Source organism: Streptomyces sp. NPDC015661 (assembly GCF_043077765.1).
Classification (GTDB): Bacteria; Actinomycetota; Actinomycetes; order Streptomycetales; family Streptomycetaceae; genus Streptomyces.
In genome coordinates, this window is sequence record NZ_JBIBST010000016.1 from 148,803 (window position 1) to 169,621 (window position 20,819).

The 20,819-nt window shown below is 71.5% G+C and carries 19 protein-coding genes; 13 read left to right on the plus strand and 6 right to left on the minus strand.

Going from position 1 to position 20,819, the window contains the following annotated elements:
• The first annotated feature begins 197 nt into the window (after positions 1–197).
• The 9 genes from ACF07V_RS34255 to ACF07V_RS34295 all read left to right on the plus strand — a co-directional run bounded on the left by ACF07V_RS34255 (position 198) and on the right by ACF07V_RS34295 (position 10,006).
• The gene (locus tag ACF07V_RS34255) at positions 198–983 is read left to right on the plus strand and encodes a hypothetical protein (protein ID WP_392159571.1); all 786 of its coding nucleotides are present in this window, start codon (positions 198–200) and stop codon (positions 981–983) included.
• A gap of 137 nt (positions 984–1,120) precedes the next feature.
• A complete protein-coding gene (locus tag ACF07V_RS34260; RefSeq protein ID WP_392159572.1) occupies positions 1,121–1,882 on the plus strand; it encodes a YcnI family protein in 762 nt (253 codons plus the stop codon).
• Between the two features lie 42 nt (positions 1,883–1,924).
• Positions 1,925–2,644 (plus strand): SCO family protein, encoded by a 720-nt coding sequence (locus tag ACF07V_RS34265; RefSeq protein ID WP_392159573.1) that lies wholly within the window; start codon positions 1,925–1,927, stop codon positions 2,642–2,644.
• Complete coding sequence (locus ACF07V_RS34270) at positions 2,641–3,093, plus strand: copper chaperone PCu(A)C (protein ID WP_392159574.1); 453 nt, start codon at positions 2,641–2,643, stop codon at positions 3,091–3,093. The genes ACF07V_RS34265 and ACF07V_RS34270 overlap by 4 nt, the downstream gene beginning before the upstream one ends.
• A 24-nt stretch (positions 3,094–3,117) precedes the next feature.
• Positions 3,118–5,100, plus strand: a complete 1,983-nt coding sequence (locus tag ACF07V_RS34275) for a copper resistance protein CopC (RefSeq protein WP_392159575.1) — start codon at positions 3,118–3,120, stop codon at positions 5,098–5,100.
• Positions 5,101–5,105: 5 nt separating this feature from the next.
• Positions 5,106–6,374, plus strand: coding sequence for an iron uptake transporter deferrochelatase/peroxidase subunit (gene efeB, locus ACF07V_RS34280; RefSeq protein WP_392159576.1), 1,269 nt, complete (start codon positions 5,106–5,108; stop codon positions 6,372–6,374).
• A 117-nt stretch (positions 6,375–6,491) separates the two neighbouring features.
• The gene (gene pheA, locus ACF07V_RS34285) at positions 6,492–7,427 is read left to right on the plus strand and encodes a prephenate dehydratase (RefSeq protein WP_392159577.1); all 936 of its coding nucleotides are present in this window, start codon (positions 6,492–6,494) and stop codon (positions 7,425–7,427) included.
• A 486-nt stretch (positions 7,428–7,913) separates the two neighbouring features.
• Positions 7,914–9,203 (plus strand): serine--tRNA ligase, encoded by a 1,290-nt coding sequence (serS, locus tag ACF07V_RS34290; RefSeq protein ID WP_392159578.1) that lies wholly within the window; start codon positions 7,914–7,916, stop codon positions 9,201–9,203.
• Positions 9,200–10,006, plus strand: coding sequence for an HAD family hydrolase (locus tag ACF07V_RS34295; protein WP_392159579.1), 807 nt, complete (start codon positions 9,200–9,202; stop codon positions 10,004–10,006). Before serS ends, ACF07V_RS34295 begins: the two co-directional genes overlap by 4 nt.
• Positions 10,007–10,138: 132 nt before the next feature.
• On the opposite strand, the gene ACF07V_RS34300 is transcribed toward ACF07V_RS34295, so the two are convergent.
• Complete coding sequence (locus ACF07V_RS34300; RefSeq protein ID WP_392159580.1) at positions 10,139–10,747, minus strand: rhomboid-like protein; 609 nt, start codon at positions 10,745–10,747, stop codon at positions 10,139–10,141.
• A gap of 89 nt (positions 10,748–10,836) precedes the next feature.
• Complete coding sequence (gene lpdA, locus ACF07V_RS34305) at positions 10,837–12,240, minus strand: dihydrolipoyl dehydrogenase (RefSeq protein ID WP_392159581.1); 1,404 nt, start codon at positions 12,238–12,240, stop codon at positions 10,837–10,839.
• 124 nt (positions 12,241–12,364) lie between these two features.
• Here lpdA and ACF07V_RS34310 point away from each other — a divergent pair, with 124 nt between their 5' ends.
• Positions 12,365–13,048 carry a FadR/GntR family transcriptional regulator gene (locus ACF07V_RS34310; protein ID WP_392159582.1) on the plus strand — a complete coding sequence of 228 codons (684 nt, stop codon included), beginning with the start codon at positions 12,365–12,367 and terminating at the stop codon, positions 13,046–13,048.
• Positions 13,045–14,322, plus strand: coding sequence for a CynX/NimT family MFS transporter (locus tag ACF07V_RS34315; protein ID WP_392159583.1), 1,278 nt, complete (start codon positions 13,045–13,047; stop codon positions 14,320–14,322). Before ACF07V_RS34310 ends, ACF07V_RS34315 begins: the two co-directional genes overlap by 4 nt.
• A gap of 17 nt (positions 14,323–14,339) precedes the next feature.
• On the opposite strand, the gene ACF07V_RS34320 is transcribed toward ACF07V_RS34315, so the two are convergent.
• The 4 genes from ACF07V_RS34320 to ACF07V_RS34335 are packed head-to-tail and all read right to left on the minus strand — an operon-like array spanning position 14,340 to position 17,861.
• Complete coding sequence (locus tag ACF07V_RS34320) at positions 14,340–15,059, minus strand: ABC transporter permease (protein ID WP_392159584.1); 720 nt, start codon at positions 15,057–15,059, stop codon at positions 14,340–14,342.
• A gap of 14 nt (positions 15,060–15,073) precedes the next feature.
• Positions 15,074–15,985, minus strand: a complete 912-nt coding sequence (locus ACF07V_RS34325) for an ABC transporter ATP-binding protein (protein ID WP_392159585.1) — start codon at positions 15,983–15,985, stop codon at positions 15,074–15,076.
• Entirely contained in the window at positions 15,982–16,908 is a 927-nt protein-coding gene (locus tag ACF07V_RS34330) for an ABC transporter permease (protein WP_392159586.1), read from the minus strand. The genes ACF07V_RS34325 and ACF07V_RS34330 overlap by 4 nt, the downstream gene beginning before the upstream one ends.
• Positions 16,905–17,861: an ABC transporter ATP-binding protein gene (locus ACF07V_RS34335; RefSeq protein WP_392159610.1), complete on the minus strand. Its 957-nt coding sequence runs from the start codon at positions 17,859–17,861 to the stop codon at positions 16,905–16,907. The genes ACF07V_RS34330 and ACF07V_RS34335 overlap by 4 nt, the downstream gene beginning before the upstream one ends.
• 251 nt (positions 17,862–18,112) lie before the next feature.
• Here ACF07V_RS34335 and ACF07V_RS34340 point away from each other — a divergent pair, with 251 nt between their 5' ends.
• On the plus strand, positions 18,113–18,958 hold the full coding sequence (locus tag ACF07V_RS34340) for a M24 family metallopeptidase (RefSeq protein ID WP_392159587.1): 846 nt from the start codon (positions 18,113–18,115) through the stop codon (positions 18,956–18,958).
• Complete coding sequence (locus tag ACF07V_RS34345) at positions 18,958–20,751, plus strand: SDR family oxidoreductase (RefSeq protein ID WP_392159588.1); 1,794 nt, start codon at positions 18,958–18,960, stop codon at positions 20,749–20,751. Before ACF07V_RS34340 ends, ACF07V_RS34345 begins: the two co-directional genes overlap by 1 nt.
• The last annotated feature ends 68 nt before the right edge of the window (positions 20,752–20,819 follow it).

Below are 20,819 nucleotides of genomic sequence, written 5' to 3' on the forward strand. Positions count from 1 at the left end.
CGGCTCGACATACCGATACCTATTGCCGGAGCGGACGCTCCGTAAGCACCCGGAGGCGTCAAGAGCGCTCGTTCGGCGGATGCAGAGGGCGGGTGCGCCGGTGTATGTCCGGGCGAAGAGGCCCAGAAGAGACCCAAGGGTGACCTTCCGGACCTGCCTCATGTCGGTGCGGAACGTGGTGCGATGATGGGCCCGCCATGACTGCCCCCGCGCTCGCTCCACGGCTGCTGAGGGCCGCGGTGTTCACCGCGGTCTGCGTCGTGCTGTCCGCGTTGGGACACGCCCTCGCCGCCTGCGCGGGCATCGCCCTGTGGACCGTCGTCGCCGGTTTCCTCGGCGTCTTCGGGGTCACCGTGCTCTTCACCGGCCGGGAGCGCTCCCTCGGTCTCGTCGTCGGCGCCCTCGCCGGCGGGCAGCTCGGCCTGCACGTCCTCTTCGGGCTCGGACAGCGGCAGCTCGCCCTGAGCGGCCAGGCCGACGACGCCCTCGTCCGGATGGCCGCCCGACTGGTCTGCGGAGCAGGGACGGCGTCCCTCAGCCCCAGCGACGCCACCCGGATCCTCACCGACGCCGGACTCGACCCGGCCGCCGTCGCGCACGCCCACATGGGACACACCGCCGCGATGGCGACCGCGCCCACCGGCGAACTGCTGCCCGGTCTGCCCATGCTCCTCGGCCACCTCCTGGCCGCCCTGGCCACGGGCTGGCTGCTGCGCCGCGGCGACCACGCCCTCGGCCGGCTCGTGGAGCTCTCCGAGCAGGGCGCGACGGAGCTCGCCGAGTGCGCCCTCGTGCGCTCCCTGCGGGCCGCGCTCCGTCTCGTACGGGCCCTGCTCGCCGGACTGCCGGCGGCGCCCCGCACCGGACCGCGGCGCACCCTCCGGGCACCCTCCGACTCCTCGCCGCCGCCGGTGGCCGAGGCCCTTCAGCACACGGTGATCAGGCGCGGCCCTCCAGCGGCCGACTGCGTCCTCGCAGCCTGACGCGGACCCCTCCACCGGAGCGGGCCGCGCCGTCCGCACGCCCGTGCGGGACCTCGTCCCCGGGCGCGCCGGACACCCTCGCCCTTTTCGAGCTTTTTCGAGCTTTTCGAGCTTTTCGAGCTGGAGTGTCTTCTGCCATGAGCATGTCCCGTGTCTCCGCCACCCGCGCCGCCCTCGCCGGCGGTATCGCCCTCTCCTCCGTGGTGCTGCTGTCCGGCACCGCCTTCGCGCACGTCAGCGTGCAGCCGCAGGGCGAGGCGGCCAAGGGCGGCTACGCGACCGTCAACATCAAGGTCCCGAACGAGCGCGACAACGCCTCCACCGTGAAGCTCGAGGTCAACTTCCCGCTCGACCACCCCCTGGCCTCCGTCATGCCGCAGCCCATCCCCGGCTGGAAGGCCGAGGTCACCAAGAGCAAGCTCAGCAAGCCGCTGGAGCTGCACGGCAAGAAGATCAACGAGGCCGTCTCCAAGGTCACCTGGACCGCCGACGGCTCGAAGATCGGCCCCGGCCAGTTCCAGCAGTTCCCGCTCTCCCTCGGCCAGCTGCCGGAGGACACCGACGAGCTGGTCCTGAAGGCGATCCAGACGTACGACAACAAGGAGGTCGTGCGCTGGATCGAGGAGCAGAAGGAGGGCGCCGAGGAGCCCGAGAACCCGGCCCCCGTCCTCAAGCTCTCCGCCGCCTCCGCCGACCACCACGGCGGCGCGGCCGCCCCGTCCGCCTCCGCCGAGACGGACGAGAAGGCCGGTCACGACCACGAGACGGCCGACCACCAGGAGACGGCCGCCTCCTCGTCCACCGACACCACGGCCCGTGTCCTCGGCGTCGTCGGCATCCTCGTCGGTGTCGCCGGCGTCGCCTTCGGCGTCCTCGCCGGCCGCCGCCGCTCGGCCTGACGGCCGGCCCCTCACCCTCGCTCGTCATTCGAAAGAAGCACCATGTCTGAAGAGAAGACGCCCGGGGCGGCAACGGCCCGTCCCGGGCGGCGCACGCCGCTGGTCATCGCGACCGCCGCGATCGTCGCCGCGATCGGCATCACCGCCGCCGTCGGCCTCGGCGGCAACGACGACAAGCCCTCGGGCTCCGGCTCCTCGGTCGCCGTCGTCTCCGGCGGCTCCGACTCCACGAAGGCCGCCACCGTCCTCGACCGGCCGTTCACCAAGCCCGCGCTCGTCCTCACCGACACCAAGGGCCAGAAGTACGACCTGCGGGAACGCACCAAGGGCAAGCCGACCCTCATCTACTTCGGCTACACGCACTGCCCCGACGTCTGCCCCCTGACGATGAGCAACATCGCCATCGCCAAGAAGCAGCTCCCCAAGGCCGACCAGGACAAGCTCCAGGTCGTCTTCGTCACCACCGACCCCGAGCGGGACACCTCCGCCGAGCTCGCCAAGTGGCTGCCCGCCGCCGGCGACCCCTCCTTCACCGGCCTCACCGGCGACTTCTCCGCCATCCAGGCGGGGGCCCGGCAGATCGGCATCGGCATCGACCCGCCGACGAAGGACAAGGACGGCAACGTCGTCTCCATGCACGGCGCCCAGGTGATCGCCTTCTCGCCCACCACCGACCAGGGCTACGTCCTGTACGGCGAGGACGCGAGCGTCGACGACTACGCCAAGGACCTGCCGAAGATCATCAAGGGGGAGAACCCGTGACCCGCCGCACCACCGCCCTGTCCGCCGCCGTGGCGCTCGCCGCCGCCCTCGCGCTGACCGGGTGCTCGTCCTCCGACGGCAAGCCCGACCTGAAGGTCTCCGGCGCGTACATGCCGCAGCCGGTGATGGACATGGCCGGCGGCTTCCTGACGATCAAGAACGACAGCGACACGGCGGACAGGCTGACCTCCGTCACCAGCACGCTCTCGGACGACGTCACCATCCACGAGTCGAAGAACCAGAAGATGCAGGAGGTGAAGTCCTTCGACATCCCCGCGAACGGCGAGCTGAAGCTCGAACGCGGCGGCAGCCACATCATGTTCATGGAGCTGAAGAAGACGCCCAAGAAGGGCGACACGGTCAGCATCGAGCTGCACTTCGAGAAGTCCGACCCCATCAAGGTCGACGTCCCCGTCGAAGCAGCCAACCACAACCCGCAGCAGCACTGAGCTCGTTGACGGAGTGACACACAGATGACAACCACCGCCCCGCGCCTCGGCAACGCCCTGGCCCGGCTGCTGATCCTCGCGGCCGCGCTGCTCGGCACGCTGCTCGCCGGCGCCGCCCCCGCCTCCGCGCACGCGGCGCTCACCGGCAGCGACCCGAAGGACGGGGCGGTGGTCGCCACCGCCCCCAAGGAGGTCAACCTGACCTTCTCGGAACAGGTCGCCATGAGCGCCGACGCCATCCGCGTCCTCGACCCGGCGGGCCGCCGGGCCGACACCGGCGAGATACGCGATCTGTGCAGCGGTTCCGTCGTCCGGTACGGGGTGGGGCTCCGGGCCGGACTTCCCGACGGCACGTACACCGTGGCCTGGCAGGCCGTCTCGTCCGACAGCCACCCCGTCGCCGGCGCCTTCACCTTCTCCATCGGAGCCCCCTCCCAGACCTCCGTCGCCCTGCCCGACAAGGCGCCCGGCGGAGGCCTCGTCGGCACCCTCTACGGCATCGCCCGCTACCTCTCCTACGCCGGATTCGCCGTCCTGGTCGGCGGCGGCGCCTTCGTCCTGGCCTGCTGGCCGCGCGGCGCGAGCGTCCGCCCCGTCCAGCAGACGGTCGTCCGGGGCTGGCTGACCCTCACCGGCGCCACCCTGGCGATGCTGCTCCTGCGCAACCCGTACACCGGCTCCGGGGAGCTCTCCGACGCCTTCGACCTGGCCGGTCTGAAGACCGTCCTGGAGACGAAGACCGGCGCCGCGCTCACCTCCCGGCTGCTGCTGCTCGGCGCGGCCGCGCTCTTCGTGGCCGTCCTCTTCGGCGCCTACGCCCGCCGCACCGACCCGAAGGAGAAGAAGGACCTCGCCTTCGGACTCGGCCTCGGCGGCACCGTCGTGGCCGCCGGCATCGCCGGCACCTGGGCCCTGGCCGAGCACGCCTCGACCGGTCTCCAGCCCGGTGTGGCCATGCCCGTCGACATCCTGCACCTCCTCGCCGTCGCCGCCTGGCTCGGCGGCCTCACCGTTCTGCTCGTCGCCCTCTACCGGGCGCCGTCCGTCGAGCGCTCCGCGATCGAGCGCTTCTCCAAGGTGGCCTTCGGCTCCGTCGCCGTCCTCGCGGCCACCGGGCTCTACCAGTCCTGGCGCCAGGTCGGCTCCTGGTCCGCGCTGACCGGGACCCGGTACGGCCAGCTGCTCCTGGTCAAGATCGGTCTCATGGCGGTCCTCATCGGCATCGCCTGGGTCTCCCGCCGCTGGACCCAGCGCCTCGCGGACCCGGCGACGCCGGAAGCGGCCGAGGGCGCGGAAGGGGACGCGGAAGCGGCCGAGGGCGCGGAAGGGGACGTGGAAGGGGCCGAGGGCGCGGAAGCGGAAGAGGCCGAGGACGTGGAAGAGGCCGAGGGCGCGCCGGGGTGGGAGGAACCTGCCGAAGCGATCGACCCCGAGCGGGCCGCGCAGCTCGCCCGGCAGCGGGCCGCCGTCGCCACCGCCCGGCGCAAGCGGGAACGGGACGCCGACCCCGAGCGGGCCGGGCTGCGCCGCTCGGTGCTGACCGAGGCCGCCGTCGCCGTCGTCCTCCTCGCCGTGACGACCGTCCTCACCTCGACCGAGCCCGGCCGCACCGAGGAAGAGGCCGGCCGTGCCACCTCCGCCTCCGGCCCGGCCGCCGTGCCCGACCGGCCCGTCGACATCCGGCTGCCCTTCGACACCGGCGGCGTCGACGGCAAGGGCGTCGTCCGTCTCAGCCTCGACCCCGGCCGCACCGGCGCCAACGCGCTCCACATCTTCGTCGAGCGCCCCAACGGCAAGCCTCTGGACGTCCCCGAGATCAAGATCGCCCTCACCCTGGAGGCGAAGGGCGTGGGGCCGCTGGCCGTCGCCCCCGACCGGATCCAGACCGGACACTGGAGCGCGAGCGGCGTCCAGATCCCCATGCCGGGCGAATGGAAGATCCAGGTGACCGTCCGTACCTCCGAGATCGACCAGACCACCATCGACAAGAACGTGAAGATCGGCTGACCCCAGTGACCGACAGCGACAACCTCGATCTCTCCCGGCGGCGCCTGCTCGGCACCGTCGGCGCGGCAGGAGCCGCCGGCCTCGTCGTCGGCGCGGCCGGTGGCGCCGGGATCTCCGCGGCCCTGTCCGGCGACGACACCGCCGGTGCCGGAGCCGGCGGCGCCCCCGCCCTGACCACCGTCGGTTCGACCGCGGTGATGTTTCACGGGAAACATCAGGCGGGCATCACCACCCCCCTCCAGTCCCGCGGTCATCTGGTCGCCTTCGACCTCGCCCCCGGCGCCGGCCGCAAGGAGGCGGCCGCCCTGCTGCGCCGCTGGTCGGCGACGGCCAAGGTGCTGATGGCGGGCGAGGCCCCTGCCGAGGACACCGGCGTCGCGCTCGACGCGGGCCCCTCCTCCCTCACGGTCACCTTCGGCTTCGGCCGTACCTTCTTCGACCGCACCGGGCTGACCTCGCGCCGCCCCGCCGGTCTCGACCCGCTGCCCGCGTTCTCCTCCGACGCCCTCGACCCCCGCCGCTCGGAGGGTGATCTGTGGGTGCAGATCGGCGCCGACGACGCGCTCGTCGCCTTCCACGCGCTGCGCGCCCTCCAGAAGGACGCGGGGGACGCGGCCCGGGTGCGCTGGCAGATGAACGGCTTCAACCGCTCGGCCGGTGCCACCGCGAAGCCGATGACCGCCCGCAATCTGATGGGTCAGGTCGACGGCACGGGCAACCCGAAGCCCACCGACCCGGACTTCGACCGGCGGATCTTCGTCCCGGCCGGGGCCGGCGGCGCGCAGGAGTGGATGGCCGGCGGCTCGTACGCGGTGGTGCGCCGGATCCGGATGCTGCTCGACGACTGGGAGAAGCTGCCGCTGGACCGGCAGGAGAAGGTGATCGGGCGGCGGAAGTCCGACGGGGCCCCGCTGACCGGCGGCTCCGAGACCACCGAGCTCGACCTGAACAAGATCGGCCCCGACGGCAGGACGGTGATCCCGGACAACGCCCACTCCCGGATCTCCGCCCCCGAACAGAACGGCGGGGCGGCGATGCTGCGCAGGCCGTTCTCCTTCCACGACGGGATCGGCCCGGACGGGACCCCGGACGCGGGCCTGCTCTTCGTCTGCTGGCAGGCGGACCCGCTCAGGGGCTTCGTCCCGGTGCAGCGGAAGCTCGACCGGGGCGACGCGCTGTCCGCGTTCATCCGGCACGAGGCGAGCGGGCTCTTCGCGGTCCCGGGCGGCCCCGCCGAGGGCGAGTACGTGGGCCAGCGCCTCCTGGAGGCCTGACCCGCGGGGATCGGAGCGAGCCCCGCTCGGACGGAGACCCGGGCGGGGACTCGGGCGGGGACTCGGACGGAGACTCGGGCGGCGGCTTGCTCCCGTGGTGACCATTAGGGTGACGGTATGTCCGCCACCCGGTACACCTATCTCGGCCCCGAGGGCACCTTCACCGAAGCGGCGCTGCGCACGCTGCCCGAGGCCGCGACGCGGGAGCTGGTCCCGATGGTCTCGGTCCCGGCCGCCCTCGACGCCGTAAGGAACGGGGAGGCCGCCGCCGCGCTCGTACCGATCGAGAACTCCGTCGAGGGCGGGGTGACCGCGACCCTGGACGAGCTGGCCTCCGGCGAGCCGCTGATGATCTACCGCGAGGTGCTCCTCCCGATCGCCTTCGCGCTGCTCGTCCGGCCCGGGACCAGGCTCTCGGAGATCAAGACGGTGACGGGCCACCCGGTGGCCCAGCCGCAGGTGCGGAACTGGCTGCGGGCGCATCTGCCCGAGGCGGTGTGGGAGTCGGCGGCCTCCAACGCCGACGGGGCCCGGCTGGTGCAGGAGGGCCGCTTCGACGCCGCCTTCGCGGGGGAGTTCGCGGCGGCGACGTACGGCCTCGAGGCGCTGGTCACCGAGATCCACGACGCGGAGAACGCCGAGACCCGGTTCGTGCTCGTGGGCCGGCCGGCCCGGCCTGCGGCTCCGACGGGCGCGGACAAGACCTCGGTGGTGCTGTGGCTGGGTGACGATCATCCGGGTGCCCTCCTCGAACTGCTCCAGGAATTCGCGGTGCGCGGGGTGAACCTGATGCTGATCCAGTCCCGACCCACGGGAGCGGGGATCGGGAACTACTGCTTCGCCGTGGACGCCGAGGGCCATATCGCGGACCGGCGGGTGGGCGAGGCGCTGATGGGCCTCAAGCGGATCTGCCCCAACGTGCGGTTCCTCGGCTCGTACCCGCGGGCGGGTGTCGCGGTCGAGGACGTGCGGGCGCTGCGGCGCGGGACTTCGGACGTGGAGTTCACGGAGGCCTCCGACTGGCTGGCGAGGGCCCAGGACGGTCGGGCCTGATCCGATGGTGACCGAACGCTCCCGACGGTGGGAGCGTTCGTCCACAGGTACGAACCACTAGTCCTACCTGCATACTTTTCAGTTACCCACAGAGGTTATCCACAGGTTCTGGCGAGGCCTGGGGACAAGTCGACTCCGCACCGAGACAAGGTCGACAAATCGGCCCACTCACCCCCCGCCACTCCGTGCGCCGTCCACAGCGCCCCGCTGACGCCCTCGTCAGCGCCCCTCTGGGGACCCACTCGTTGGAGCGAGCAATTCCCACCCAAATGAGTGCCTGAATGGTGTTTGATCACGGAATTCCCAGGGACGATGAGGGAAATCCCCGTGATCTTCTCCGTAGTCCACAGATCTTCCGCACAGCCTGTGGATAAGTGAATCCCGGCAGCCGGTCGTCCACATTTCCGCGCGTCTCAATTCGGGCGAATCAACACGCACGCCCTTATCCGGTGGGGGCAGGCGAACGCGCACCGGTAGCCTGGTGGGGTGATTGACCTTCGCCTGCTCCGTGAGGACCCCGACCGTGTTCGCGCCTCCCAGCGCGCCCGTGGAGAGGACGTCGCGCTCGTCGACGCCCTGCTCTCCGCCGATGAGCGGCGCAGGTCGTCCGGCGTCCGCTTCGACGAGCTCCGATCCGAGCAGAAGGCGCTCGGCAAGCTGATCCCCAAGGCCTCCCCCGAGGAGCGCGCCCAGCTCCTGCAGAAGGCGGAGCAGCTCAAGACCGACGTCAAGGCCGCCGAGGCCGAGCAGAACGAGGCCGACGAGACGGCCAGGCAGCTGCTGCTCCAGCTCGGGAACATCGTCCACACGGACGTCCCGGTCGGCGGCGAGGAGGACTTCGTCGTCCTGGAGACGCACGGCACCATCCGCGACTTCGCGGCCGAGGGCTTCGAGCCCAAGGACCACCTGGAGCTGGGCGAGGCGCTCGGCGCCATCGACGTCGAGCGGGGCGCCAAGGTCTCCGGCTCGCGCTTCTACTACCTGACCGGTGTCGGCGCGCTCCTGGAGCTCGCCCTGGTCAACGCCGCGATCGCCCAGGCCACCGAGGCCGGCTTCATCCCCATGCTGACCCCGGCGCTGGTCCGTCCGCGCGCCATGGAGGGCACCGGCTTCCTCGGCCAGGCCGCGGAGAACGTGTACCACCTGGAGAAGGACGACTACTACCTCGTCGGCACGTCCGAGGTGCCCCTCGCCGCGTACCACATGGACGAGATCATCGAGGCCGACAAGCTGCCGCTGCGGTACGCGGGCTTCTCGCCCTGCTTCCGCCGCGAGGCCGGCACGTACGGCAAGGACACCCGGGGCATCTTCCGCGTCCACCAGTTCGACAAGGTCGAGATGTTCTCGTACGTCGCGCCCGAGGACGCGGAGAACGAGCACAAGCGGCTCCTGGACTGGGAGAAGCAGTGGCTGACCTCCCTGGAGCTGCCGTTCCAGGTCATCGACGTCGCCACCGGTGACCTCGGCGCCTCCGCCTCCCGCAAGTTCGACTGCGAGGCGTGGATCCCGACGCAGGGCAAGTACCGCGAGCTGACCTCCGCGTCGAACTGCGACAGCTTCCAGGCCCGTCGTCTCTCCGTCCGCATGCGCGACGAGCAGGGCGGCAAGAAGACCGTGCAGCCGCTGGCCACCCTGAACGGCACGCTGTGCGCCGTACCGCGCACGATCGTGGCGATCCTCGAGAACCACCAGCTCGCCGACGGTTCGGTGCGCGTGCCCGAGGTCCTCCGCCCGTACCTCGGCGGCCGTGAGGTCCTGGAGCCGATCGCCAAGTGAGCCCCTTCCCCTACCGCCTGGTCGCGACGGACCTCGACGGCACGCTGCTGCGGGCCGACGAGTCCGTCTCGGACCGTACGCGGGACGCGCTCGCCGCCGTGACGGCGGCGGGTGCCGCGCACATCGTGGTCACCGGCCGGGCGGTGCCCTGGACTCGGCACATCCTCGACGACCTCGGCTACCAGGGGATCGCGGTGTGCGGGCAGGGCGCGCAGGTCTACCACGCCGGTGAGCACCGGCTGCTGACCTCGCTGACCCTGGACCGGCAGCTCGCGGGGCTCGCCCTCTCCAAGATCGAGGCGGAGGTGGGCCCGCTGGCGCTGGCCGCCAGCCGCGACGGCCTGGACGGCGAGGTCCTGATGGGCCCCGGTTACCGGGCCCAGGAGGGGCCGCTGCCGTACGTGCCGTACGAGGACCCGGCGGAGCTGTGGTCGGCGCCGCTCACCAAGCTGTACGTCCAGCATCCGACGCTCACCGACGACGAGCTGACCCGGATCGCGCGGGAGACGGTCGGCGGGCTCGTGGACGTCGTCATGGCGGGGCCCGGCATCGTGGAGATCCTTCCGCTCGGCCTGAGCAAGGCGACCGGTCTGTCGCTCGCGGCGCGCCGGCTCGGTGTGAAGGCCGCGGAGACGATCGCCTTCGGCGACATGCCCAACGACATCCCGATGTTCGGCTGGGCGGCGCACGGCGTGGCCATGGGCAACGCGCACGAGGAGCTGCGGGCGGTGGCCGACGAGGTGACGGCCTCGAACGAGGAGGACGGCATCGCGCTCGTCCTGGAGCGCCTGCTGGCGTCCTGACCTCCGGAAGACCCGTACGAAGGCCCGCTCCCCTCGGGGGAGCGGGCCTTCGTGGGTTCGCGGCCCGCGCGGACCGGGGTCCGCGCGCTCGAAGCGGCCGCACCCGGGAGATCCCCCGTGTCCCCCGTACAACTAGTGTGCGACGGGCGGCCGTTCGGGGGCGACCGGTTTTTCTCCCCGGGTCAGCGGATAGCAGGCCAGGCCGATCGCCAGCGAGATCGCGTGGCCGAGGTCGGTGTAGGTGCGGTCGGTGACGAGCGGTACGAGGAAGAAGGCGAGCAGTCCGGCGAGGTAGAGCAGGCGCCAGGGGTTCGCCAGCCGGTAGGTGAGGATCCCGGCGGAGGCGGCGAGGCCGTAGCTGACCCCGATGTCGACGACATGCGCCATGCTGCGCGGCACGTCGTGGAGCCGGATGGCCACGAGGACGACCTGCTGGCTGATGAGCGTGGCCGCGATGTGGGCGGTGGCGACGGTGAAGAGCCATTTCGGGGTGCCCAGCCAGCGTTCCACGGGGGCGTGGAAGACCTCGAAGAGCACCGCGTACAGGAGGAGGTCGGCCGGGTTCTCGATCCAGAACGCGCTGCCGAGCAGGGCCCGCATGGGGTGGCGGGCGAGCTGGTGGAGATTGCTGCTGTTGCGGTGGAGGAGATAGGTCTCCAGACCGTGGGGGGCGAGCGCGATGACGAGGCTGGTGATCGCGATGACCGCCAGCCACACATGCGTACCGGGTGACGAACGCACCCACGACCTGATCGGCCGGGACGGTTCGCCACCCGGGGAGGTTTTGCTCGGCACCTTTCAGTGCCTATCACCCGAAGCCGGGAGAAACCTCAGAAATTGATCATGTGTCCCGCAATACCGTGGATCGCTTCCTTCACGGCCTCGCCCAGCGTCGGGTGCGCGTGCACGTTCCGGGCGACCTCGTTGACCGTGAGGTCCCACTGCTGGGCCAGCGTCAGCTCGGGCAGCAGCTCGGTGACGTCGGGGCCGATCAGGTGGGCGCCGACGATCTCGCCGTACTTGGCGTCGGCGACGATCTTCACGAAGCCGGTCGAGTCGCCGAGGCCGTGCGCCTTGCCGTTCGCCATGAACGGGAACTTGGCGACCTTGACGTCGTAGCCCTTCTCGCGGGCCTGGGCCTCGGTGTAGCCGAAGCTCGCGATCTGCGGCTGGCAGTAGGTGGCGCGCGGGATCATCGCGTAGTCGAGCTCCATCGTCTCGGCGTCCGCGATGGTCTCGGCGGCGATGACGCCCATGGCCTCGGCGGTGTGCGCGAGCATGAGCTTCATGGTCACGTCACCGATGGCGTAGATGTGCGGCACGGAGGTGCGGCAGCGGCCGTCGACGTCGATGGCGCCCCGCTCGGTGAGGGCGACACCGGTGTTCTCCAGGCCGAAGCCGGAGACGTTCGGCGCGAAGCCGATGGCCTGCAGGACCTTGTCGGCCTCCAGGACCTTCTGGGCGCCGTCCTTGCCGGTGACGGTGACGCGGACCTGCGGGCCGGACTCGTCGATGGCGTCGACGCGGGTCGAGGTGAGGACGTCGATGCCGAGCTTGCGGTACTGCTTCGCGAGCTCCTTGGACACCTCCTCGTCCTCCAGCGGGGCCATCCGGTCGAGGAACTCGACGATGGTGACCTTGGTGCCGTAGTTGTTCAGCACGTACGCGAACTCGATGCCGATGGCGCCGGCGCCGGCGATGACGATCGACTTCGGGGCGTCCTCGGCCAGGATCTGCTGCTCGTAGGAGACGACGCGGTCGCTGAGGGCCGTGCCGGGGAGCAGGCGCGGGGTGGCGCCGGTGGCGATGATGCAGCTGTCGAAAGTGATCGTCTGCGTGGTGCCGTCGCCCTTGGCCACCTGGAGGGTGTTCGCGTCGAGGAACGTGCCCCGGCCGTCGAACTCGGTGATCCCGTTCTTCTTCATCAGGAAGTGGACGCCCTTGACGCGGCCGTCCGCCACCGTGCGGCTGCGGTTGAACGCCTCGCGGTAGTCGAAGGAGACCGTGCCGTCGACCTTGATGCCGAAGGTCTTCGCCTCGTGGTTGAAGATGTGGGCGAGCTCGGCGTTGCGCAGCAGCGCCTTGGTGGGGATGCAGCCGACGTTCAGGCAGACACCGCCCCAGTACTTCTCCTCGACGACCGCGACCCGCTTGCCCAGCTGGGCGGCGCGGATGGCGGCGACGTAGCCGCCGGGGCCAGCTCCGAGTACGACGACGTCGAAGCGGTCTGACATGACTGACTCCCGAGGGTGGTGAGGGTGTTCGGTCCGCGTACGGCCCCACAGTAGTCCGCCGTCCCCGAGCCGGTCAGTTGTAGGATGACTGGGCAACCGGGCGAATGGAGAGGTACGGAACGGCATGGCGGCACTCAAGGCGGCGGGGCGGACCTCACTGGTGGACTCCGTGGTGGAACAGCTGCGCACACAGCTCACCGACGGGGAGTGGGCGGTCGGCGACCGCATCCCGACCGAGCACGAACTCGCGCAGCAGCTCGGCGTGGGCCGCAACACCGTCCGCGAGGCGATCCGGGTCCTCGTCCACGCCGGCCTCCTGGAGTCCCGCCAGGGCAACGGCACCTTCGTCAGGTCGACCGCCGACCCGGCCGCCGTGCTCCACGGGGTCCGGCATGCGGGCGCGGCCGACGTCCTCGAACTGCGGGTCGCCCTGGAGGCCGAGGCCGCCCGGCTCGCGGCCGCCCGGCGCGACGCCCACGACCTGCAGCGGCTCCGGGCCGCCCTGAGCACACTGCGGGAGGAGGGCGACCGGGACGCGGACGCCGACCTCGCCTTCCACCTCGCGGTCGTCGGCGCCACCCACAACGCCGCCTTCGTCGAGGTGTACCGCTTCTTCTCCGCGCAGGTGCACGAGGTCCTGGTGGAGGCCCTCGGCGACCGGGAGATGCCCCCGGTGGACATCGCCGCCCACGAGGCCCTCGTGGCGGCCGTCGAGGCCGGCGACCCGGAGGCTGCGGAGCGGCAGGCCCGCGAGCTGCTGCGGGTGCCGATGGACGCGGTCGCGGCCCTGACGGAGCAGAACAAGTGACCGCCGGGACCCGGCAGGGAGAAGAAGCCCGCGTGCTCGTCGACGCCGAGGCCGGGGTACGCCCCTCGGCCGAGGGGGCGGCGGCCCGGCGCGCCCTGCTCGCGCACCCGGCGGTGCTCCTCGTCGGCATCGTGCTGGCCTCGCTCAACATGCGGGTCGCGCTCGCGAGCGTGGCGCCGCTGGTCGGCGAGATATCCGCCGCCTTCGGCCTCTCGGCGACCGCGAGTTCGCTGGTGACCTCGGTGCCCGTGCTGTTCCTCGGCCTGGGCGCGCTGGTGGCGCCGTGGCTCGGCCGCCGCTTCGGCGCGGAGCGCGTGCTGTTCGCGGCGCTCCTGCTGCTCGGCGTCGGCATCCTCGCGCGCGTACTGCCGTCCGTGTACGCGCTGTACGCCGGCGGGGTCCTCGTCGGGACCGCGATCGCCCTGCTCAACGTGCTGATGCCGGGTCTGATCAAGCGTGACTTCCCGGACCGGGCCGCCTCGATGACCTCGGTCTACACGGGCGCGATGATCGCCGGTGCGACCGTCGCGGCGGCGGCCGCGGTCCCGCTGGAGAAGGCCCTCGGCGGGGGCTGGGAGGCCTCGCTGGGCTTCTGGTCGCTGCTCGCCGCGGTCGCGGCCCTCGCCTGGCTTCCCCAGGTACTGATCGCCCGCGGACGCACGGGGCACGAGGTACGGGCCGTCCCGGCCGCCGGCACCCGCCCGGTGAGCGTCTGGCGCTCGGCTCTCGCCTGGCAGGTCACCCTCTTCATGGGCCTGCAGTCCCTCTGGTCGTACGTGCTGATCGCCTGGATGCCGACGATCTTCACCGACCACGGGATGAGCCGCTCCGCGGCCGGCGTGATCTTCGCCTTCAACAACCTGATCCAGGTCGCCGGCGCCTTCGCGGTGCCTCTGCTCGCCGGCCGGATGCGCAGCCAGCGCCCGCTGATCGCACTGGTCACGACGCTGGTCGCGGCCGGTTACGCCGGACTGATGGTGGCGCCCGTGGAGGGTGCCTGGCTCTGGTCGGCGGTCCTCGGCGTCGGTCAGGGCGGTGCCGTCGGCCTCGCCCTGACCCTGATCGTGCTGCGCTCCGGGGACGCGGTGACCGCGGCCAGGCTGTCCGGGATGGCCCAGACGGTCGGCTATCTGATGGCCGCCGCCGGGCCGCTGGCGGCCGGCGCGCTCCACCAGGCCACCGGCTCCTGGACCCTGCCGATCTGTGTGGTCCTCGGCGTCTGCGCGGCGGCCCTCGCCGTCGGCCTGCTCGCGGCCCGGGACCGCACGGTCTGAGGTGGTCTGAGGGTCTCCTACTCCTCGCCGGCCAGGGTCAGTTTGCGCAGCTTCTGGCCGGCGAACCAGGTCGCCACGACCGTGACCGACACCAGGAGCGTCACCGCGGTCGTGAGCCCGACCTCGGAGGTGACCAGGCCGTCGCCGGTGACCTTCTGCGCGAGGGCCAGCGCCCACTGCTGGACGCTCAGGGTCCTGGCGCCCGAGATCAGGGAGCCGAAGAGGGCCTCCCACACGAGCGCGTAGACCAGGCCGATCACCACGGCGTGCCGGCTGACCGTGCCGAGCAGCAGGAACAGGGCGCTGTAGGCGATGGAGGCGACGAGCGCCGCCACCGTGTACGCGACGGCCACCTGCTGGCCGTTGCCGTTGAGCACGAAGCCGGCGATCAGCGTCGGGACGGCCGAGAAGACCATGGTGACGGCGATGGCGACGATCAGCTTGGTGGTGATGATCGTCGACCGCTTCACGGGCTTGGAGAGCAGATAGACGATGGAGCCGTCGTCGATCTCCGGGCCGATCGCGCCCGTGCCGGCGATGACGCCGATCAGCGGGACCATCGTGGCGAGCGCGAAGCCGCCGAGGAGGTCGGCCGCGACCTGGTCGTCCGCGCCGTTGAGCACGCGGACGGCCGCGGCGATGAGCACGAGCAGGGCGGGCAGGAGGAAGAGGATCAGCGCCCGGCGGCGGCCGAGGAGGGCCCGGTAGGTGAGCCGGGCGACTGTGGGGTTGTACATCGGTCAGGCTCCTTTCAGGCCGCGACGAGGTACGAGAAGACCGATTCGAGGGACTCGTCGGAGGGCGAGACCGTCAGCAGACGGATCCCGCGCTCCTTCGCGACCTTCGGCAGCAGCTCGGTGAACCGTCCGAAGTCGACGGCCTGGATCCGCAGTCCGCCGTCGACCGCGTCGACCTCCAGGCCGGACGTGGACGGGTCGGCGATCAGCGCGGCGGCGAGCGCGCGGTCGTCGCTGGAGCGGATCAGATAGCGGTGCGGCCGGTCGGTCATCAGGCGGCGGATCCGGCGGAAGTCGCCGGAGGCCGCGTGCCGTCCGGCGACGATCACCTCGATGTGGGAGGCGAGCTGCTCGACCTCCTCCAGGATGTGCGAGGAGAACAGGACCGTCCGGCCGTCGGCGCCCATCCGCCGCAGCAACTCCATGAGCTGCATGCGCTGGCGCGGGTCCATGCCGTTGAACGGCTCGTCGAGCAGGAGCACGGACGGCTCGTGGACGAGGGCCGAGGCCATCTTCACGCGCTGCCGCATGCCCTTGCTGTACGTGGAGATCTTCCGGTCCTGCGCGTACTCCATCTCGACGGTCGCCAGGGCCCGCTGGGCCTCCGCCGCGCCGAGGCCGTGGAGCTCCGCGTTGGCCACGACGAACTCGCGGCCGGTGAGGAAGTCGTACATCGCCTCCCGCTCGGGGACGACGCCGATGGACCGGTAGACCGACTCGTTGCGCCAGACCGGCTCGCCGTCGAGGGTCACGCTGCCGGTGGACGGGTCGAGGAAGCCGCCCATCATGTTGATGAGGGTGGACTTCCCGGCGCCGTTGGGGCCGAGGAGACCGGTGACGCCGGGTCCGATCGACATCGTGACGTCGTTGACCGCAACGACGTTCCCGAACCAGCGCGAGACGTGGTCGATGTGCAGGGTGCTCACAGTCCGACCTTTCGGTAGCGGCGCATCAGGATGCCGTAGCAGGCGGCGACGAGGCCGAGGACGACCAGCAGGTAGATCACGCCCAGGCCGGCGCCGACCTCCGCCTCGCCGGGGAAGGAGGCGCGGGCGCCGAGGAAGGCGTTCTGCAGGCCGATGATGAGGGTGAGGGGGGAGAAGAGGCCGAGCCAGGCGATGGCGTCGGTGTTCTCCGTGGCGTAGGAGATGCCCTGGAGGGTGGAGACCGCGCCGTAGGTGACGATGAGGACGGCGATCACGGCGGCGACTCCGAAGCCGCGGCGCGGGGTGAGCGCGGCCATGACCAGGCCGATGCCCGCGAAGAGCACCGACAGGATCGCGACGGAGACGAGGCCCTGGCCGAACATCTTCGCCTGCTCGGCGAAGTCCATCTTGGCCAGCATCGAGCCGATCCACAGGATCAGCAGCGGGGACGCGGTGAGGATGAAGAGGGCCGAGGCCATCGCCCCGTACTTGGCGAGCACGTAGTCGACCCGCTCGATGGGGCGGGAGAAGTACAGCGGGACCGTCCGGAACCTCAGGTCGCGGGAGACCGACTGGGGGGCCTGGGAGGCCAGATAGACGGCGATGACGAGCTGGAGGAGGACCGCGTACTGGGTGTACTCGACGAACAGCTTGTCGGCCTTGGTGTACACCGAGATGGCGACGATGATCAGCGCCGGGACGCACATGACCCCGAAGAGCAGCATCGGCAGCACCTTGGACTTGGCGCTGCGGCCCAGGCCGTACGCGCCGCGCAGCGACTGCGAGAACAGCGACCTCCGCGCGTACGCCCGGCCGAGGCGCGGGCCGTCGTAGGACCGGTAGCCGATGTTGTGGATCTGGGTGGTGTCGGGGATCTGGGTGGTGTCGGGGGTCTGGGTGGTGTCGGGGGTCTGGTTGCTCATCGAGCCGCCACCTCCTCCTGGTCCGTCGCCTTGAAGACCTCGGCGATGTGGTGACGGCGCTGTTCCATGCGGACGAGACCGAGGCCGAGCTCGGCGACGGTGTCCCGCACGAGGTCGTACGTCTCCTCGCCGGCCGCCTCCAGGAGCAGGATGTGGCCGGCGCCCGGCAGGCCGTCCTCCACGCCCGGGTGGAGCGTCACACCGGCGGCGGCCAGGGCGTCGCGGAGCGCACCCGTGCCGTCGGGGTGGGCGTCGGAGTCGGTGACCTCGACCGCGAGCGTCGTGGTGCTCCGGGTGAAGTCGCTGGTGGAGCTGGAGCGGAGCAGTCGGCCGCCGTCGATGACGACGACGTGGTCGCAGGTGCGCTCCAGCTCGCCCAGGAGGTGCGAGGTGACGAGGACGGAGATGCCGAAGTCGGTCCAGACCCGGCGGATCAGTCCGAGCATCTCGTCCCGGCCGACCGGGTCGAGGCCGTTGGTCGGCTCGTCGAGGAGGACCAGCTTCGGGTCGTGGACCAGCGCCTGGGCCAGCTTCACCCGCTGCTTCATGCCCGTCGAGTAGCCGCCGATCGGGCGGTAGCGCTCCTCGTACAGGCCGACGTGGCGCAGGGTGTCGGCGGTCCGCTCGCGGGCGGCGGTCGCGGGCAGCCCGGACATCCGCGCCATGTGGACGACGAACTCGGTGGCCGAGACGTCGGGCGGGAGGCAGTCGTGCTCGGGCATGTACCCGACGCGCTCACGGATCTCGGGCCCGTGGGTCCGGACGTCGAGGCCCAGGACCTGGGCGCTGCCCTCCGTGGCGGGCGAGAGCCCGAGCAGGATTTTGATCATCGTGGACTTGCCGGCTCCGTTGGCACCCACCAGTCCGGTCACACCGGGCCCGATGTCCAGGGAGAGCCGGTCGAGAGCGGTCACCCGGGGGAACCGCTTGCTGAGGCTTTCGGTGGCGATCACAGTCACGCTTCGACGGTAGTGGTGTGCGCCACAGCAGTCGTCAGCCCAACGGCTCGATCCTTCTCCGACTACAGGAGTACAAGCCCGTACGGGCGTCGAGACGAAAGTCTTTTTCCACAGGCCGTCGGTCGGTCTTTTCCACAGGGTCGCCGTCCGACCCCTTGACGCAGCCGCCGGGCATTGTCACATTCATCGGTGTCAAGTTACGGACGCGTAGCGCAGCCGGGCGCTCACACGGGACGGCGGGTGGCATGGCCTCAGCAGTGACAGGCGAACTCTCCGCGGAGCTGCGGGGGTTCAGGGAAGTACAGCGGCTCTCCTACGAGTGCGCGGAAGCCGTCGCGGCCCAGCTCAAGCCGGGCGTGACCGAGCGCGAGGCCGCCCGGATGCAGCGGGACTGGCTGTACGAGCGGGGGGTGCGGGACTGGTTCCACCGGCCCTTCGCCTGGTTCGGGGACCGCACGGCCTTCGTGGACTTCAAGATCCCCTTGCAGTTCTTCCCCACGAACCGGCGCCTGGAGGCGGGGATGCCGTTCATCCTCGACATGGCCCCGGTCTACAAGGGATACACGGCCGACATCGGCTACAGCGGCTGCCTGGGCCTCAACCCCCTGCACGACAAGCTGCTCGCCGACCTGGAGGCCCACCGCGAGCTGATCCTGCGCGAGGTCCGCGAGCGCCGCACGCTGCGCGAGATATACGAGGACGTGGACCGGCTCATGGTCCGCCAGGGGTACGCGAACCGGCACCGGGCCTATCCCTTCGGCGTCATCGCCCACAAGATCGACCGGGTGAAGGAGCGCCGCTGGACGCCGACGCTCTTCGGCTTCGGCACCCAGTCGCTCAAGGGCCTCGCGAGCGACGCGCTGCACGGGCACCGGGACGGCTGGTCGCCGCTCTGGTCGCCGTACAAGTTCTCCGACCACCCGCCCAGGCCCGGGCTGTGGGCGGTCGAACCGCACCTCGGATTCCGGGGGACGGGCGCGAAGTTCGAGGAGATCCTGGTCGTCACCGACTCCCGGGACCCCGAGCAGAGCGCTTTCTGGCTGGACGACGATCTGCCGCACGTGCGGCGCTGGAACGAAGGGGCGGTCTGATGGCGGGGCTCAACGGAGCGCGGGAGCGCTGGGTCCGGACGGGCGGGATCGAGCTGTGCGTCGCCGAGCTCGGCGACGCGGACCGGCCGACCGTCCTCCTGGTGCACGGCTACCCGGACTCCAAGGAGGTGTGGTCGGAGGTCGCGACCAGGCTGGCCGGGGACTTCCACGTCGTGCTGTACGACATCCGGGGCCACGGCCGGTCGACGGCGCCGGCCCCGCTGCGCGGCGGCTTCACCCTGGAGAAGCTGACGGACGACTTCCTCGCGGTCGCCGACGCCGTCAGCCCCGACCGGCCGGTGCACGTCGTCGGGCACGACTGGGGCTCGGTCCAGTCCTGGGAGTTCGTGACGGTGGCCCGCACCGAGGGCCGGATCGCCTCCTTCACCTCGATGTCGGGGCCCTCCCTCGACCACTTCGGGCACTGGATCAAGCAGCGGATGACCCGGCCCACCCCGCGCCGGGTCGGCCAGCTCCTCGGCCAGGGCGCCAAGTCCTGGTACGTGTACATGCTGCACACGCCCGTGCTGCCGGAGCTCGCCTGGCGCGGGCCGCTCGGCAGGCGCTGGCCGAAGGTCCTGGAGCGGATGGAGAAGGTCCCGGCCGGCGACTACCCGACGCCCTCTCTGCCGAACGACGCGGCGCACGGCGCCTGGCTCTACCGGGACAACGTCCGGGCCCGGCTCGGCAGGCCGAGGCCCGACGCGTACGCCCACGCGCCCGTGCAGCTGATCACGCCGACCGGTGACGCCTTCCTCTCCGAGCGGCTCTACGACGACCTGGCCACCTGGGTGCCGGACCTGACCCGGCGCACCCTGCCCGCCAAGCACTGGGTGCCGCGGACCCGGCCGGACCAGCTGTGCGCGTGGATCACCGAGTTCGTCCGGGGCAACGAGGACGCGGCGACCAGGGCGCCGAAGCCCGTCGCGGCGACGACGGCGAAGAGCGGTGTGAAGCCGCAGTACGCGGAGCGGTTCGGCGGGCAGCTCGTGCTGGTCACCGGGGCGGCCAGCGGCATCGGCCGGGCCACCGCCTTCGCGTTCGCGGAGGCGGGCGCCCGGGTGGTGGCCGTGGACCGGGACGCCGAGGGCGCGGCCCGCACGGCCGAGATGGCGCGGCTGATCGGTGCCCCGGAGGCCTGGGGCGAGACGGTGGACGTCGCCGACGAGCAGGCGATGGAGAAGCTGGCCGCGAAGGTGGCGAGCGAGTACGGCGTCGTCGACGTCCTGGTCAACAACGCGGGCATCGGGCTCACGGGCTCCTTCTTCGAGACCTCGGCCGAGGAGTGGAAGCGGGTCCTGGACGTCAATCTGTGGGGCGTCATCCACGGCTGCCGCTTCTTCGGCGCGCAGATGACCGCGCGCGGCCAGGGCGGCCACATCGTCAACACCGCCTCGGCGGCGGCCTTCCAGCCCTCCCGGGCGCTGCCCGCGTACAGCACGTCGAAGGCGGCGGTGCTGATGCTCAGCGAGTGTCTGCGCGCCGAACTGGCCGGCCAGGGCATCGGGGTGTCGGCGATATGCCCCGGCATCGTGAACACCAACATCACGGCGACCGCGCGGTTCGCCGGGGTCACGGACGCGGCGGAGGAGAAGCGGCGGCAGCAGAAGGCCTCCCGGCTGTACGGCCTGCGGAACTACCCGCCGGAGAAGGTCGCGGACGCGATCCTGGGGGCGGTCCTGCACGACCGGGCCGTCGTCCCGGTGACCCCCGAGGCCCGGGGCGCCCACTTCCTTTCCCGGCTCAGCCCGGGAGCCCTGCGGGCCCTGGCCCGCTGGCAGCCGCCGGCGTAGCGGGCGGGTCACGGGAGGGGCGTGCGGTCGTACGATCCCTCCCAGGAGGGGCCCCGCGGTGGCGGGGT

Excerpts from the sequence above, each read along its gene's own strand:
- ACF07V_RS34255 (WP_392159571.1), top strand. The coding sequence starts at position 198 with ATGACTGCCCCCGCGCTCGCTCCACGGCTGCTGAGGGCCGCGGTGTTC.
- ACF07V_RS34260 (WP_392159572.1), top strand. The coding sequence starts at position 1,121 with ATGAGCATGTCCCGTGTCTCCGCCACCCGCGCCGCCCTCGCCGGCGGT.
- ACF07V_RS34265 (WP_392159573.1), top strand. The coding sequence starts at position 1,925 with ATGTCTGAAGAGAAGACGCCCGGGGCGGCAACGGCCCGTCCCGGGCGG.
- ACF07V_RS34275 (WP_392159575.1), top strand. The coding sequence starts at position 3,118 with ATGACAACCACCGCCCCGCGCCTCGGCAACGCCCTGGCCCGGCTGCTG.
- pheA (WP_392159577.1), top strand. The coding sequence starts at position 6,492 with ATGTCCGCCACCCGGTACACCTATCTCGGCCCCGAGGGCACCTTCACC.
- lpdA (WP_392159581.1), bottom strand. The coding sequence starts at position 12,240 with ATGTCAGACCGCTTCGACGTCGTCGTACTCGGAGCTGGCCCCGGCGGC.
- ACF07V_RS34310 (WP_392159582.1), top strand. The coding sequence starts at position 12,365 with ATGGCGGCACTCAAGGCGGCGGGGCGGACCTCACTGGTGGACTCCGTG.
- ACF07V_RS34320 (WP_392159584.1), bottom strand. The coding sequence starts at position 15,059 with ATGTACAACCCCACAGTCGCCCGGCTCACCTACCGGGCCCTCCTCGGC.
- ACF07V_RS34330 (WP_392159586.1), bottom strand. The coding sequence starts at position 16,908 with ATGAGCAACCAGACCCCCGACACCACCCAGACCCCCGACACCACCCAG.
- ACF07V_RS34340 (WP_392159587.1), top strand. The coding sequence starts at position 18,113 with ATGGCCTCAGCAGTGACAGGCGAACTCTCCGCGGAGCTGCGGGGGTTC.
- ACF07V_RS34345 (WP_392159588.1), top strand. The coding sequence starts at position 18,958 with ATGGCGGGGCTCAACGGAGCGCGGGAGCGCTGGGTCCGGACGGGCGGG.